General features: G+C 64.8%; 14 protein-coding genes. 6 read left to right on the top strand and 8 right to left on the bottom strand.

Annotated elements, in window-relative coordinates; all coding sequences use genetic code 11:
• Positions 1-2: 2 nt before the first annotated feature.
• The 3 genes from NKI99_RS13740 to NKI99_RS13730 all read right to left on the bottom strand — a co-directional run bounded on the left by NKI99_RS13740 (position 3) and on the right by NKI99_RS13730 (position 2,584).
• The gene (locus NKI99_RS13740) at positions 3-1,274 is read right to left on the bottom strand and encodes an efflux RND transporter periplasmic adaptor subunit (RefSeq protein WP_502905545.1); all 1,272 of its coding nucleotides are present in this window, start codon (positions 1,272-1,274) and stop codon (positions 3-5) included.
• Between the two features lie 243 nt (positions 1,275-1,517).
• Positions 1,518-1,724: a hypothetical protein gene (locus NKI99_RS13735; protein ID WP_352611136.1), complete on the bottom strand. Its 207-nt coding sequence runs from the start codon at positions 1,722-1,724 to the stop codon at positions 1,518-1,520.
• A 140-nt stretch (positions 1,725-1,864) separates the two neighbouring features.
• Positions 1,865-2,584, bottom strand: a complete 720-nt coding sequence (locus tag NKI99_RS13730; protein ID WP_023814319.1) for a hypothetical protein — start codon at positions 2,582-2,584, stop codon at positions 1,865-1,867.
• Between the two features lie 210 nt (positions 2,585-2,794).
• Here NKI99_RS13730 and NKI99_RS13725 point away from each other — a divergent pair, with 210 nt between their 5' ends.
• The 6 genes from NKI99_RS13725 (at position 2,795) to NKI99_RS13700 (ending at position 10,457) form a co-directional block, all read left to right on the top strand.
• The gene (locus tag NKI99_RS13725; RefSeq protein WP_127296965.1) at positions 2,795-3,523 is read left to right on the top strand and encodes a response regulator; all 729 of its coding nucleotides are present in this window, start codon (positions 2,795-2,797) and stop codon (positions 3,521-3,523) included.
• Positions 3,520-4,761: an ATP-binding protein gene (locus NKI99_RS13720; protein WP_352441812.1), complete on the top strand. Its 1,242-nt coding sequence runs from the start codon at positions 3,520-3,522 to the stop codon at positions 4,759-4,761. Before NKI99_RS13725 ends, NKI99_RS13720 begins: the two co-directional genes overlap by 4 nt.
• Before the next feature lie 590 nt (positions 4,762-5,351).
• Positions 5,352-6,521: an acyltransferase family protein gene (locus NKI99_RS13715; protein WP_352611135.1), complete on the top strand. Its 1,170-nt coding sequence runs from the start codon at positions 5,352-5,354 to the stop codon at positions 6,519-6,521.
• Positions 6,518-7,624: a glycosyltransferase family 2 protein gene (locus NKI99_RS13710; RefSeq protein WP_352611133.1), complete on the top strand. Its 1,107-nt coding sequence runs from the start codon at positions 6,518-6,520 to the stop codon at positions 7,622-7,624. The genes NKI99_RS13715 and NKI99_RS13710 overlap by 4 nt, the downstream gene beginning before the upstream one ends.
• A gap of 4 nt (positions 7,625-7,628) precedes the next feature.
• Positions 7,629-8,663, top strand: coding sequence for a glycosyltransferase family 2 protein (locus NKI99_RS13705; protein WP_128305732.1), 1,035 nt, complete (start codon positions 7,629-7,631; stop codon positions 8,661-8,663).
• Between the two features lie 9 nt (positions 8,664-8,672).
• Positions 8,673-10,457: an ABC transporter ATP-binding protein gene (locus NKI99_RS13700; protein WP_352611132.1), complete on the top strand. Its 1,785-nt coding sequence runs from the start codon at positions 8,673-8,675 to the stop codon at positions 10,455-10,457.
• A 281-nt stretch (positions 10,458-10,738) separates the two neighbouring features.
• Here the strand turns inward: NKI99_RS13700 and NKI99_RS13695 are convergent, their stop codons facing one another.
• The 5 genes from NKI99_RS13695 to minD form a co-directional block, all read right to left on the bottom strand.
• Positions 10,739-12,205, bottom strand: coding sequence for a coiled-coil domain-containing protein (locus NKI99_RS13695; RefSeq protein WP_352611131.1), 1,467 nt, complete (start codon positions 12,203-12,205; stop codon positions 10,739-10,741).
• Positions 12,206-12,240: 35 nt separating this feature from the next.
• On the bottom strand, positions 12,241-13,893 hold the full coding sequence (locus NKI99_RS13690; protein ID WP_352611130.1) for a PAS domain-containing protein: 1,653 nt from the start codon (positions 13,891-13,893) through the stop codon (positions 12,241-12,243).
• Positions 13,894-13,901: 8 nt separating this feature from the next.
• The gene (locus tag NKI99_RS13685; RefSeq protein WP_352611129.1) at positions 13,902-14,252 is read right to left on the bottom strand and encodes a hypothetical protein; all 351 of its coding nucleotides are present in this window, start codon (positions 14,250-14,252) and stop codon (positions 13,902-13,904) included.
• Between the two features lie 295 nt (positions 14,253-14,547).
• A complete protein-coding gene (gene minE / locus NKI99_RS13680) occupies positions 14,548-14,820 on the bottom strand; it encodes a cell division topological specificity factor MinE (protein WP_023813379.1) in 273 nt (90 codons plus the stop codon).
• Positions 14,817-15,632: a septum site-determining protein MinD gene (minD, locus tag NKI99_RS13675; RefSeq protein ID WP_013530671.1), complete on the bottom strand. Its 816-nt coding sequence runs from the start codon at positions 15,630-15,632 to the stop codon at positions 14,817-14,819. Before minD ends, minE begins: the two co-directional genes overlap by 4 nt.
• Positions 15,633-15,693: the final 61 nt, after the last annotated feature.

Here is a 15,693-nt window from a genome sequence, read left to right as displayed (position 1 = left end):
GCTCAGTTCCCGGTTGCGGCGGCAGGCGCCGGTTTGGCAGCGTTGGACGCGGCGGGCGCGGCGGAAGTGCCCTGCCCGCGGTCCTTGACCTCGCCTGTCGTCTCGTCGATCGTCACTTCGACGCCCGTCGCGTCGCCGCCGGGGCGCACCAGCTGCATGCCCTCGACGATGACGCGGTCGCCGTCGCCGACACCCGAATCCACCAGCCAGTTGTTGCCGACGCTGTTGCGCACTGCGAGCACGCGCGTCTCGACCTTGCCCTGCGCATTGATGACCATGGCGGTGGCCTCGCCCTTGGTGTTGCGGCTGACGGCGCGCTGCGGCACCAGGAAACTATTCTGCGCGACGCCCTCCTCGACCAGCGCCCGCACATACATGCCGGGCAAAAGCAGGCGATCGGGATTGGGAAACTCGGCTCTGAGCGCGAAGGTGCCGGTGGTCTGGTCGACATTGGCGCCGGCGAATTCCAGCTTGCCGGTCTGCGTGTAGATGGTGCCGTTCTCGAGCTTCAGCTTGACGCTGACATTGGGGCCGCTGAACTTCAGCCGCCCTTCCGAGATCGCCTGGCGCAGATTGAGCAGGTTGGTGCTCGACTGTGTGACGTCGACATTGATCGGATCGAGGGCACGGATGGTCGTCAGCACAGTGTCCTGGTTGGCGGTCACCAGCGCACCCGGCGTCAGCGTGGACTTGTCGATGCGCCCGGCGATCGGCGCGGTGATCGAGGTCCGGTCGAGGCTGATGCGCGCGGTCTCGGCACTGGCCTTGGCCGAGGCGACATCGGCTTGCGCCTGTGCCAGCGTGGCGGCGGCATCGTCATAATCCTGTTTGGAAACAACGTTCTGCTTCAACAGACCGGCATAACGGTCGAACTTGGCCTGTGCGGTGGGCACCGCCGCTTGCGCCTTCTGCTGTGCGGCGACCGCGCTGTCATACGACGCCTTGTAGCTCGCCGGATCGATGAGGTAGAGCGGCTGTCCCGCCGCCACCTCGCTGCCCTCCTTGAACAGGCGCTGCTGGATGATGCCGTTCACTTGCGGGCGCACCTCGGCAACCAGCGAGGCCGCGGTGCGTCCCGACAGTTCGGCGGTGATCGCCACCGATTGCGGATGCAAGGTGACGACACCGACTTGCGGTTTGCCGGGCGCGCCCATGCCGGCGGGGGCGCTGCTCTCCTGCGAGCAGGCCGCCAGCAGAAGAGTGGCGGCGAACATCGCGGCCCAGGGCGCCAGACGGCGTGCCGAAAAACGAGGCTGGCTAGACTTGGAAATCATGGCCTGGATCTTTCCCTGGAGTTGCGTACGCGCTGGCAATGGACCGCTTGGTCGAGGGGCATGCCGATCCATATGATGATAGGCCGCACCCGTCGGCGGGCGGCGACGAGCAATGCTTCGAAGCGGCTCATGTCGCGCTCCTTCTCGTCGGCCGGAGCTGCTCGAAGGTCGAGTAGCTGGCCGCGATGCCCACCGACATCATTATGCCGATCAGCGAGGACATGCCAAGCGCCTTGCCGGAGTTCACGCGATCTTGCGGTCATGATGTCCATGATTGTCGAGCGGCTGCGAGAGCGGAAGCGACACCCGCCAGGCGGCGAAGCGCAGGCGGATCGCGCCCTTCAGCGTGTCGGCCGGCAGAGCCAGTGGCAGGCCGCGTCCGGCATGGTCGAGTGACAATCTCGGGCTGGCGGACGCGAGCAGCCGCAGCAGTATCATGGCTTCCCACATCGTCGTGCTTCCGTTTGATTTGAACTGGGCATGATTTGAAAAACAGGGATGGCGAAGATACGCCCGCCATCCCTGAAAGAGACCGGCCGGCCCGAGAACGGGTTGGGTACCGGGCCGGGCCGCGCAGCCGGGCACAGTTATCAGCCGTTCCCGGGCTGGGGCGGCGGACTGCCATCGTTGGGCAGACCTCGGGGGCCGGCTGCATCATCCGGCGGACCGCCCCAGGGACCGGGGGGTGGTCCGTGGGGACGTTCCGCCGAAGCGAGGATTTCGAGCTGTTCGGGCGTCAGCTTGGCGCGCAGTGCCGCGATCGCGTCTTTCAGCTTGCCGGCCGAAACCGCGCGGGCCGTGACGTCGTCGGCCAGTTTTTCCTGGAAGGCGAAGGGATCGCGCTTGCCGTCAGGGCCGGCTGAGTCGGAGCCCTTCGCTTCAGGACTGCCGGAGCCATCAGGACCACCGGGCCGCCCATGATCGGGCCGTGGCGGCGCCAGCACGGCCTGCAGCGCGCTGGTGTAGTCGCGCCAGGCGTCGAGCTGTTCGGAGCGGATGCCGACGCGGGTCTCGAGCGCTGCCAGCCGGGCGGCCAGCATGAATTCCGGCGGCGGACCCATGCGGCGGGGGCCAAAGCCTTCCGGTCCAAAACCTCGCGGGCCAAAACCCTGCGGACCATGCCGCATCGGCCCGTGCGGGCCGGGTCCGGCCATCGGGCCATGATCGGGTCCATCCTGCATTGCCCCACTCTGCTGGGCCATGACCGGTGGCGGCTCGCCGGGGGCGGCACCCGGATCGCGCTGTGTCGCCAGCACGGGGTGAATTGCGGCGACGGAAAACAGGCCGAGCGCAAGAAGTCTGCTTCGCATGACGGTGTTCCTTTCTCTCATGCTTCGGACAAATGAGAGGATAGGAAGCGTATTTGTCCGCTTCGCGTCGGCGTATTGCCGAAGGTTTCCGCAAGAGGGCAATTTGTAACTGAATGTTTCCCACGGCCTGCCGGAAACATTCAGTTGCAATTTTCCGTGCCGCTTGGACGCGGCTCTCCCTATAATCGCGGCCAAGGCAAGGGCACGGTCATGCAGTCACAACCCCATATCCTCGTCGTCGACGACGACCGCGAGATCAGGACGCTTCTCCAGCGCTATCTCGACAGCCAGGGCTTTCGTGTCACAGCTGCGGCGGACCGGCGCGAATGCGAACAGAGGCTGGGCGCGGGCCAGTTCGACCTGATCGTGCTCGACGTCATGCTGCCGGACGGCTCGGGGCTCGATATCTGCCGGGCCTTGCGTGACCGCAAGCCGCATATCCCGGTCATCCTGCTGACGGCGCTGAAAGAAGATGTCGACCGCATCATCGGCCTGGAACTCGGCGCCGACGACTATCTCGGCAAGCCGTTCAACCCGCGTGAGCTCATTGCCCGCATCCGCGCCGTGCTCAGGCGCTCGGCTCCCGAGGAGGCGCCCGCCTCCCCTCGCGCGCGTACCTACCGCTTCGCCGGCTACAGGCTGGAGCCGGACACCCGCAAGGTGACGGATGCACAAGGCGTGGCCGTCGACCTTACGGGCGCCGAGTTCGACCTCTTGCAGGTGTTTCTCGACCGCCCCGGCCGGCTTTTATCGCGCGACCAGCTTCTCGACCTGACGCAAGGCCGCGAGCGCGACCCGCTGGAGCGTTCGGTCGATGTGCTGGTGAGCCGGCTGCGCCGGAAATTTTCCGACACCGGCGACGGGCCGCTGTTCAAGACCGTGCGCAATGGCGGCTACCAACTCACCGCGCGCGTCGAGACCGTGGAGAGCCACGCGTGAACTCGCTGCGCCGCCGTCTCATCCTGCTGCTGGTCGCCTCGATCGTCGGCGTCGTCGGCCTGGCGACGGCCGCCGTCATCAGCGTGCGCGGCGGCGGACCGCCGCCGGAACTGACCGTGCCCTGGATTGCCCAACAGATGGAACTGGTGGTGCGGCTTTTGCCGGGGCCGATCCCCGACGTCCTGCGGGTGCAATTCGCCGACCATCCGGCGGGCGGCAAGGTGGCTCGTGCGGAAACGGCGATGCTCAACGACATCCTGCACCGCCGTGGCCTCGACTTTCCGGCGGTCGTCAACGAGAAGACGGACGAACCCGGCCAGATCGCATCGATGCACCTGCCTGACCGCCGCTGGGCGATCATGGAGGTGCCGCATCTCAAGCCCCCAAGGCGCGAATGGCTGGTCTTGGCCGGCTGGATCTCGCTGATCGTCGCCGGCGCCACGGCGGTGTCGGTCTATTTCACCTCGGTGCTGATCCGCCCGCTCGAGATGCTGGAGGCCGCCGTCTCCAAGATCGGATCGGATGGCGTCCTGGCGGCGGTGCCGGAAGTGGGCTCGGCCGAGGTCAAGGCCACCGCGCATGCGCTGAACCAGCTCTCGTCGCGGCTGCGGACCGCCATGGAAAGCCGAATGCGGCTGGTCGCCGCCGCCGGCCATGATCTGCGAACGCCGATGACGCGCATGCGGCTGCGCGCCGAATTCCTCGACGACGAACGCGACAAATGGCTTCACGACCTCGACGAACTCGACCGCATCGCCGATAGCGCCATCCGCTTGGTGCGCGAAGAAGTGAACCAGGACGCCGTCGAACCGGTCGACCTGGCAAAGACGGTGCGCGATATCGAAGCCGAGATGGTATCGCTCGGCCATGCCGTCTCGATCGGGCACCTGGACAAGGTTTGCGTGCGGGCCGGCGCGCTTGGCCTGCGCCGCGCCTTGCGCAACCTGATCGTCAACGCCGCCACCCATGGCAAGGCGTGCCGCATCGACTTGGCCGCAGCCGACAATCGCGCCGTGCTGACCATATCTGACCATGGCCCGGGCATACCCACGGAACTCCTGAACAAGGCGTTCGAGCCCTTCTTCCGCGTCGACCCCGGCCGCCTGCAATCCGTTCCCGGAGCCGGTCTTGGCCTCGCCATCGCCAAGGAAATCATCGAGCGCTACGGCGGCATCGTGACGCTGCAAAACCGCCGGGGCGGCGGACTGGAGCAGACGGTGGTGTTCGAGGCCGTGTGACGGTCGGCGGTCAGCCGAGTAACCGGCGTTGCGCACGGCAACCGACGAAAAATAGAGACGATGCTGCACCGCGCAAAGCCAATGGTTCCAAATCATTTCTCTAAGGATCCAGGACCGAGCCCATATATCCAAAATATAGATTACAAAATTTCTTGTGATCTAACAAAGAACCAGGCTCTCAAGCCAAGTGTTCTCCGATCAACCGAGGCGGGAACATCGGAACAACTTAAACCACAGCGTTTAAGTTCTGAAGAAAATTGCCAAAATTGGCGATAACCGCCCGGTTTTTGTCAATTTTTAGCGCTTGCTCACATAAGTATTTCAGCTGGGTAGATTTTTTGTGTTGCGCCGCACAATGCCGTAGCCGAACGATCTCCCGGGGGACTCGTTTGCGACTGGACATATGCCGTGGAGGATCCCGTCAGGTTGACTAGCTTGAGCTGTCCGTCCGTCGATTTCGGGCCGAGCCCGATCGGACTCGCCCCAATCGGACTCGCAAAGCGCGCGTTTGCCGGCGCCATGGCGGATCTCGTCCGCCTTGGCCTGCCGCTCGAAACGGCGGGCTGGCGTAACGCCGGCGGAAGCCGCTGATGGGAAGCGCCCGCGACGTCCAACTTGATGCGTTGAGAGCCATCGCCGTGACGATGGTGTTGTATTCCCATTTCTTCGCCGCTGGAGGATCTTCATTCTGGGGCCATATCGGCGTGCGGCTGTTCTTCGTGCTGAGCGGCTTCCTCATCACGCGCCTGCTCCTGGACGCGCGTTCGGCCGCCGAATTCGAGACCGGCCCCGCGCTGCGATCCTTCTATATCAGGCGAGGCTTGCGGATATTTCCGCCCTATTTTGCCGTCCTGGGTTTCGTCTGGCTGGTCGACCTGGACCAATCCAGGGGATCGCTGGTCTGGCATGCGCTTTACCTGTCGAATTTCTGGTATGCGCTGCGCAATGACTGGAACCCTTGGGTGCTGTGCCATTTCTGGAGCCTGAGCATCGAGGAGCAGTTCTATCTTGCCTGGCCGCTGGTCGTCCTTTTGGCCCCACGCCGCCGCTTCGAACAGATCTGCATCGGCGTCATCGCACTGTCGCTGGCCTATCGCTTCTATTGGCCGATCACCGCCACGCCGGCGCTGGCGCGCGACCTGCTGCCGCCGGCGTCCATGGATGCGCTGGCGACGGGCGCGCTGCTTGCCTGCTGGCGGTCCAGGGGGGCGGCCCTGCCGCATTGGATGCGACTGGGCTGGCCTGGCTTCGCGGCCGCATTCCTTGTCATCGAGTGGTTTGTGCCAGCGCCTGCCGATCCGATGCTGGAATGGACCCACTGGCTCGTGCGGCAGGTCCTGCCCCTGGTGCCACTGATGGTCATCGTAGCCGCCTGTTCGCGCGGCCTTGGCGGCATCCTGGGCAAGCTTGCCGAACTGCCGCCGCTGCTTGGCCTCGGCCGCATCAGCTACGGCATCTATCTCTACCATCCGATATTGCTGTCGCTCGCCGTCAAGGCGCAGCCCTGGATTCCGCTCAACGTCTCGGAGCAAGGGCCAGGGCGATTCCTGGTTGCGAGCGCCGCCACGATTGTCGCGGCCTCGATTTCCTGGGTGGTTTTCGAGAGGCCGCTCAACAGCCTGAAGCGCCACTTCCCCTATGTCGCGCGCACCCGCTCCGCACAGGGCAGCCCTGGCGGCTGGCTCGCGACGGCGGCCGGCGGATCGCCCGATGGCCGCACACCGGCGCTCGAACTCCAGCGCACGGATGCAAGACGATGACCGCCGCGCCGCTCGTCTCCGTCCTGTTGCCGGTCTACAATGCCGGCCCCTATCTCGCCGCCGCGCTGGGAAGCATCCTGCGGCAGGACTACGGCCGCCTGGAGATCATCGCTATCGATGACGGCTCGACCGACAATTCGCTCGAGATACTCGAGCGCTGCCAAAAGGCCGACAGCCGCATTTCGATCGTCTCGCGTGAAAACCGCGGCCTTGTCGCGACGCTCAACGAAGGGCTGGCGCTCGCCCGGGGCGAACTGGTCGCGCGGATGGACGCCGACGACGTCGCCTATCCCTGGCGTTTGTCGCGCCAGGTGGCGCTGTTCGAGCGGCGGCCCGAACTGGGCTTCTGCGGCGCCGGCGTCGACATGTTGATCCGCGGCCGCATCGCCATCGGCAGGCCGGATCCGGTGTTCCAGTTCGGCCGCATCCCTGTATTGGCGATGTTCTTCACGATCTTCATGCACCCGACGGTCGTCTACAACAGGAAGGTCATCGACGACGGCGTTCTCCACTACGACCAGACCTACAGGCACGCCGAGGACTTCGATCTTTTCAGGCGGCTGGCCAGCCGCTACCCGGCAGCCATGATGCCCGAAAACCTGGTCGTGTACCGCGTCCATCAGGCAAGCGTGACCAGCCGGCACGTCAAGGAGATGCGCAGGACGCATTTGCGGATCGTGGCCGAGAACCTCGAGCGCGAGGGCCTGGCGCAGGCCACGCGGGACCTGCGCGACATTGGCGACGCGGTCAGCCACGACACGGTTGCCCGTGCGGCCGGCTTCATCGTCGCGCTGGAGGAGGAAATCCGCTCGCTGCCGGCGGCGACGCGGCCGAGCTTCGAGGCCGGCGCGCTGAACCTGTTCTATTTCCTCTACCAGCTGGTGGCCGACGAAAAGCAGCCCGCGCTGACGCATGAATTGCTGACGCGGACCGCGAAATGGAATGCCATCCGGCGCCGCGAGCAATATGCGCTGCGGCCCGGCGCCTGGGCGCCCTGGCTCAGCCTTGCCTCGCTGTCGGCCGCCAGACAAGCCGATGCCATGGCATACTTCTTCAAATCCGCGCCCGCCGCGGCGGTTCTGGCGTCTCATCGGTTGAGTTAGGGGCATGATCGTCAAAGCCAACCAACCTCTGCAGCGCGATCGTTCGACGGCGCTTGGCCCTGCCCCGGCCGGTCCCCGCCCGGAACGAGCGGCGCCGGAAGTCAGCTTCATCATCTGCACGCGCAATCGCGTCGCCGTGCTCGATGCCTGTATCAAGTCGGTGCAAGCCGCGTGCCGCGCACATGCCGGCTTCGCCGCCGAACTCGTGGTCGTCGACAACGGTTCGAGCGACCGCACGGCCGAACGCCTGGCCAGCATCGCCGCTGCGTCGGACATTCCGTTCACGCCGGTCTGCGAGCCGCGCCCCGGACTGGCGGCCGCGCGCAACGCCGGGCTGCGGCGCGCGCGCGGCCGTGTGCTGGTCTTCGTCGACGATGACTGCGCGGTCCATCGCGACTATTTGCGCGATCTGGAGCGACACTATGCGTCCGGGGAACAATGGCTCATCCGGGGCGGACGTGTCGAGCTTGGCGATGCCAGGGATTTGCCGTTCACCATCAAGCGGTCGTGGGCGCGCGAGCGGCTGACGCCAGATGTTCATCCCGGCGGTTTCGTGCTGGGCTGCAACATGACGATGCACCGCGACGTCGCGGCCCGCATCGGCTATTTCGACGAACGCTTCGGCGCGGGCGGACCATTGCGGTCGGCCGAGGATACCGATTATCTCGTGCGCGCGATGCTGCTCGGCATCGCAGTCGAGTATGTGCCTGATATGACGATATTCCATCATCATGGCCGGCGGGATCGCAAAGCCATCGAAAAGCTCCACCGCGACTACAGCCTGGGCAATGGCGGGCTCTGCCTGAAGCATATTCGCCATGCGCCCTGGCTGCTTCGCCATTTCTGCTGGGCCGCAAGAGGGGCTATCCGGGAATTGGCGGGAGGCCCCGCCTTCGATCGTGAACTCAACCTGCCGCACTGGCCGATCGTCGCCATGAATTTGCTCGGCGCGGCCAGGTTCGCGGTTCTCCTTCTGGCCAGACGGCCGCGGGCCGAGCCAGTGCGGCAAGATCAGCAAGCCAATGCCCAGGCGAGGTGAAACGCTATAATGCCGATGCTGCCGCCAAGCCTGCCGATGCTGTTCCGGGCGTGCGGAAAGCGGCAACTGCGCCTGCTTCCGGCGGTGGTGGTACTCGGCCTGCTCAGCGCCGTCCTCGAAGGGTTCGGCATCGGCCTGATCATCCCATTGCTGGGCATCATCATGGGACATGGGGATGCGGCCGGAATGGGCGGCTTCTCCGCTGTCCTCCAGCATGTCGGATCGGGCTTGAGCGAGCGCCACCGGCTGATCGTCATTTCGGTCGCCATCCTCGGCTCGATCATCCTGAAGAACGTCTTCGCCTTCGCCAACACGCTGCTGACGACCTTCATCTCCGGCAAGGCAAGCCATTCCATCCGCAGCGCCCTGTCGGAGCAGCTGTTGCGGGTCGGCTACCCATTCTTCCTGCGGCAAAGCCCCGGGCGCCTGCTCAACATCATCTCCAACGAATCCTGGCGGGCCTCCGATGCGATCCAGATCATGCTGTCGGCCATCGTCAGCGCATCGGCCGCCATCATCCTCTTGGCTTTCCTGTTGCTGCTTTCGTGGCGCATGACGCTTCTGGTCACGCTCGGACTGGCGCTCGTCCAGATCGCGCACGCCATCCTCTCTGCCAATCTGAAGGAGCCCAGCCGCAGCGTCGCTTCGCGCAACGGCCACCTCGCCTCGCAGATGCTTCACCTTGTGCATGCCGGACGGCTGATCCGCATCTTCGGACAGGAGAACCGGGAAAAGGCGATATTCGACACGGCGTCGGATGCGGTTCGCCGCGCCTCCTTCGCGCTGCTCGTGCGCCAGGGAGCGCTGCCGCCGCTGACGGAGGTTCTCCACGCCATGCTGTTCCTGGCGGTGGTGATCGGCGCCTGGCTGGCGCAGGTGAGTTTCCCGCTGATCATCGCGTTCGTCATCCTGCTCTACAGGCTGCAGCCGCATATGCGGGCCCTGCAGGGGTCGTGGAGCCAGTTGCAGGGCCTGAGCGGATCGCTCGAAGAGGTGACATGGCTGCTGGATCCCGCCGGCAAGCCGCAACCGCCGCAAGGCGACGAGCCGTTCCACGGCCTGCGCCAGGGCATCAAGTTCGACGATGTGACATTCACCTATTCCGGTACGGACCGGCGCGAGGTCGTGCTGCATGCGGCGACATTCGAAATCCGCGGCGGCCGCTCGACGGCGCTGATCGGCCGCTCGGGCGCCGGCAAAACGACGATCGTCAATCTCCTGTGCCGCTTCGTCGAACCGGACACTGGCAGCATCCTCGTCGATGGATCGCCGCTCGACGGGATCGACGCCAGCCAGTGGCGACGGCACATCGCCCTGGCCAGTCAGGAACTGGAATTGGTCGATGGCAGCATTTTTGAAAACATAACCTACGGGCAGGATACGGCGACAGCCGGCGACGCCGAGGCCGCCGCAAGACTGGCCGAAGCGCACGAGTTCATCGAAAGGCTGCCTCAGGGCTACGAGACGCTGGTCGGCTACAGGGGCGTCAATCTGTCGGCGGGACAGAGGCAGCGGATCGCCTTGGCGAGAGCCCTGGTCCGCGATCCCGATCTCCTCATCCTGGACGAAGCCACCAATGCGGTGGACGGGCTGTCGGAAGCGGCCATCGTCGAGACCCTGAAGTCGAGAGCCGGCCGCCGCACGACTATCGTCATCAGCCACCACCACAGCACAATCTCGTTCTGCGACGACGTGGTCATCCTGAGCGGCGGCCGCGTGAAAAAGCAGGCCCCTTTCGGCGCCCTGGCCTCGCTCAGCATGGACGAGCTTTATCAGCACGAGCCGCTCGACTGAGGAGGCACCGGGCCGGCCGCGATCGTTTCCCGGGCGTGTTTGCAGCCTCCGGCCGGCGGGCCGTCGCAAAGGTTCGAATCAGAAGCTTGGGGAAGTGCCGCTGGCACCTTCCGTGATCGCACCAATGCCGTGCGGGACCGAGGCGCGCTACCTTGCCTGTGCGGCGGACCTGTCGATCCGCCTGGCCGGTGCCCCATTGGGCTTACTCTCCGGGTGAGGTGCCGGCCTCCCATGCACAAAAGACCTGAAGCGGGTCACCTGAAGCCCTTCAGCGCCACACTTCAGCTAGCGGCGCCGACATTCCTGCGCATGCGCCGCCTGCCCGTCGTCCGTGCTTTCTTCGCCATCGCCCCGGCTATCTCGACCACGCCGTCCTCGCGCGGCCTGCCATTGGTGGCCTTGTGGAGCCGCTCGTAGGGCAGCAGTTCCTTGATGCGGGCATTGAGCGATGCGATTTCAGCTTTGAGGTCCTCGCATTCCTGCCTCTGCACGTCGAACTGTATCTGTTCGGACGCCTGTTGCAGCGTCAGCTGAGAAAGGTTGGCGTTCACCTTGGAAAGACTCATCTTGTCGCTTTCGCTCTCCTGGGTCAGCGCGGACAATCTTTCATCGGCGATCTTCTTTTCGGCCAAGGCATCGTTCAGTTCGCTCTTGAGCCTGGCGATCTCGCCTGCGGCTTCGCTGTTTTCGGTCGAGGTTTGCTCCAGCCGCGATTGCAGGTTCTGGATCTCCGAGCTCAACCCGCGCATTTCCGCCTGGCTGCGAGCCAGCTCGGCTTCCTTGTCGCCTTCCATCATGCGTGCTGCTTCGTTCGTTTCCGACAGCTTCGCCTGTGCGGCCTCGAGCGACTTCTGGAGCCGCATCTCCTCTTTGTCGCTCTTGCCGAGCGCGGCCAGCAGCTCCGCCAGCCGCGCTGCTTCGCTGGCATGGATCGTCGAGAGCTCGTCGAGCCTGTGGCGCGCCTGCGATTCCCGCTTCAGCGCCTTGTCGAGTTCGATCGAGAGGTTGACGTGCTTTTCGCGCAGCATCTTGCTTTCGCGCAAGCGCCTGTTGGCCTCGACCGTCCTGGCGGTCAGCCGCTTGGCGATGTCGCCGAACTCCGCTTCACGTTTGGCGCTCGCATTGGCTGTCTCCACCAGTTCCAGCCTTACCGCGGCAAGTGCCGCACGAAGCGTCTCCCGGTCCTGAACCAGGCTTGTCTCGCGCTGCTGCAGCGCTTCGAAAGCGCCGTCACGCTCGCGCAATTTTCTCGTCGCATCGTGCAGCTTCTCCGACAGCGCCCTCTGTTCGGCGGCCAGAGCGGCATTGGCAACCTCCAGCTCGTTGGCGCGCAGGATGTCGCTGTGCAGGATGTTGAGGAATTCACGCGTCAGATGGTGTGAGGTGCCGATCTCCGACAGCTTGTCGTTGATCTCCTCCAGATAGTCCCTGGCGTCATGGAAGAGACCTTCGAAGGCGCTCAATGCAGCCAGCCGGGTCTGTGTATGGGCCGTCAGTCGTGGCGCGGTTTCGGAACTGTCCGCATCGCCCGCAGCGTCGGCCTTCCTGGCGTTGTCGTCATTTGCCGCGTCGGCCTGGGGTGGCCCGTCATCGGCTGCCGCCTGGGCATCCGGCACATCGTCGCTCTCCGACGGCACCAGGTCGTTGGCGTCGAGACTTGCATCCAGCGCGTCCGCCAAATCGATCTGCAGGTCCTGGATCGCTTTATCCACGTCTTCAGCACGCTTGATCAGGCCTCTGAAGTTCATCACCAAACTCCCCTTACGCATACCTCGCTTCGAACTTAACAAATTGCTAATATATCCTTACATCCGCTGCTTGCGCAGGGGAAGCCCCGTCGGCACAAAGGTAAATTTGGGACATTTGGGGGTTGAAATAAGCCCGAACAACCAATGCCGCAGCCGAAAAGAGCCGGATCCTCTGACAGTGTGGAGGTCTGAAGGACGGCAAGACCGCGGCCGCTCAGGAAGAGCCCGCGCGCGAGACCTCGAGGGCAGAGAGAACTTGCCTGATCCCTCTTGGCAGGCGCAGGATGACTATCGCGGGCCGGGCCGAGTGCTCTACCCCAAACGCGCAGTTCGCGGCTGCTCGTCTCCTCGAGATATCGCCGGTTGAACAGACTGGTGTTCGGATCGCGGATCGACTGCTGCCGCAGCGTCTCGCGCAGGCGCAGATTGGCCAGGGCGAGCGCCAGCGTGTCGACGACACCGCGCAGGATCTGCTGTCTTTCAGTCAGCCATTGTGGCTTCTCGGCCGCATTCGGCTCGCACAGATGAAGGATGCCCAGCGTCTCGCCTTGGGCCGCCAGAGGCATGCAGACATAGCCCTTCTTGCCGTTCTCGGTGATATGCGCGCAGCGCGGCGTGAGCATGCCGGGGCCAGCGACATGTTCCTGGCCGCGCCTGAGCGCCCAGCAGTCTTCCGGCGCGAATTGCGTGGCGCTCGAGCGGACGTCGCCCCAATGCGCCATCTCTTCCACCAGGTTGCGCGACGCGCTGGTCAAGTGGACGGTTCCGCTCAAGCCACCGAGGAACTCGGCCATGGCCGTGCCGACCACCGAGAACGCTTCCGGGAAGGTGACGCAGGCCTGCAGCAGTTCGCCAAGCTTCACCAGACGGGTCGTGGTCTCGGACTTGTCGTGCAGCTCGCGGTTGAGGAGCGCCAGCTGATCGGCACGCTCGTTGACCACTCCTTCCGCGCGGCGCAGCTCGCTGATGTCGTTGAGCGTGAGGACCAGGCCGCCTTCGGACCTGCTGAGCGGACTGCAACTGGCGATGACCGGCAGATGCGAGCCGTCGGATCTGGTCAGGCGCACTTCGCCCTGGTGTTGCCGGCCCGTGGCTAACGCCATTTCGATGGGAGAAGCGCCAGCGGCGAACGCACCGCCTCTGGGGTCGCGAACCGTCAGCACCGAATCCCATTGCTGCCCGACGATCTTGTCGGCGCGCCGCCCGATCATCGTTGCCGCCGCTGGATTGGCGCTGGCGACGCGGCCGTCGCCGTTCAGAACCGCGATGCCTTCGGCAGCCGTTTCGACGATGTCCTCGACATGCGCACGCGCCGATGCAAGCTGGTCCGCCATCGTGTTGAAGCCATGGGCCAGCTGCCCGAATTCATCGTTGCGGGCGTGGCTGATGCGCGTCATGGCGTTGCCTTTCGCCAGCGCTTCCATGCCGCGCATCATGTCCCCGAGGCCAGAGCTGAAACGACGGAGCAGCAGCCATGCGAAGCCGACCGCGACCAGCACGGCGGCCGTCGCGCTGAGGCCAACCAGCCAGAGCAGGCTGTTGGTGCTTTGTTCGGCGGCCTGCAGAACGGGGTCATATTCCAGCAGCACGGCGCCGATGATCGTATCCTCGGGATTTTCGATCGGAACGGCCAGTATGGCGTTCACTTCCTCCGGGTCGACAAATCTGCGCGGAATGCCGTCCGCCAAGGTCTGGCCTATTTCGTTGCCGGGTCGTGACCGAATTTGTCGCCGACCTGGTGCTCTTCGTCGGCGGCATGGGCAAGGATGGTCTTGTTGTTGTCGAGGACCAGGAAATCCCGGTGCAGGCGGCGGTGCTGGTGCTCCATGAATTGCTTGAGCGCCTCGGGCCGCTCGAGCAGCGAAGGCGTCCCATCGGATGATTTGAAAACGATGGTGTCGGCCAATTCCCGCGCGACGTTGGTCGCTTCGGTCAACCCCAACGATTTGGTCGCCGCGATCTGCGTAAAGATCGCAACGCCGCCGACCAGCCCGATCAGGGCCGCGGCGGCCACCATGGAGAGAATGATCTGGCTCTTGATACGCATGTCATGGCTCCGCCGAGAACGACAGCATTGCGCATGTCAAATCGAGCCAGCATCTCATTTCCGGCTTTTTATTACCAAATGCTTATCAACGTCCTAACGATGGCAGGCGATGCCGCTCCACACGCGGAGGGAGCGGACTGGGCTCCCCACCTCCCCCTTGTGGGGAGGTCGGACCGCAGGTCCGGGTGGGGGTGCTGGCGCCAACCCCCACCCCGATCCGCTTTGCGGATCGACTTGCCGGGGCGAGCCACCGGTCTCGCCCTTCCTTCGGACCCCCACAAGGGGGAGGGTAAAGTCACCCCGCCATGGCCATCGGCACGGCGCTTTTGTTGGGGATCTGGATGTCGATTTCCAGCGTCGACATGGTCTCGCCGCGGTCCATCGAGACCTGCAGATAGTCCTGGTCGATCTGCACATGCTTGGCGATGACGGCCATGATCTCCTCGCGCAGGATGGAGACGAGATCGGGCTGGCTGCGGTTGCGGCGCTCATAGGCGAGCAGCACTTGCAGCCGCTCGCGCGCCACCGGGGCGCTGGAGCGCCGCTTGAAGATGTCGAGCAGGTTCATGCCGCCCTCCTTCCCAAAAGACGATCGAGGAAGCCCTTGCGCTCGAAGGGCACGATGACGGGCAATTCCTCGCCCTCCAGCCGCCTGGCAGCGTCGATATAAGCCTTGGCGGCAGAATTGAGCGGCTCCGACAGCGTCACCGGCGAACCGAGGTTGGAGGCGCGCAGCACGTCCTGGCTTTCCGGAATGATGCCGAGCAGCGGCACGGACAGGATTTCCAGCACGTCATCGATGGACAGCATTTCGCCACGCGAGGCGCGCGCTGCATCGTAGCGGGTGACCAGCACATGCTTGGCGATCTGCTCGCCCTGCTCGGCCCGCAAGGTGCGGGCGTCGAGCAGGCCGATGATACGATCGGAATCGCGCACCGACGACACTTCCGGATTGGTGACGATGACCGCCTCGTCGGCAAAGCGCATGGCGAGCTGCGCGCCGCGCTCGATGCCGGCCGGGCTGTCGCAGAACACGTAGTCGAACACCGAGCGCAGCTTGTCGATGACTTCGCCGACGCCCTCCTCGGTCAGCGCATCCTTGTCGCGCGTCTGCGAGGCAGGCAGCAGGAACAGCGTCTCGACCCGCTTGTCGCGAATCAGCGCCTGCGAGAGTTTCGCCTGGCCCTGGATGACGTTGACGAGGTCGAACACCACCCGCCGCTCGGCGCCCATGATCAGGTCGAGGTTGCGCAGGCCGACGTCAAAGTCGACCAAGGCCACCTTCTTGCCGGTCTTGGCCACGGCCGCCCCGAGGGCCGCCGTCGAGGTCGTCTTGCCGACGCCCCCCTTGCCCGAGGTGACCACCACTACCTTGCCCATTGAAAAGCCTCCGTTGTTGTTTTCTTGGTCGGGCGACCATCGGCCGCCCCAATATCGAAAC

It is taken from the genome of Mesorhizobium sp. M0239, from assembly GCF_040321815.1.
Taxonomy (GTDB): Bacteria; Pseudomonadota; Alphaproteobacteria; order Rhizobiales; family Rhizobiaceae; genus Mesorhizobium.
This window is presented reverse-complemented; position numbering and strand designations above follow the sequence as displayed.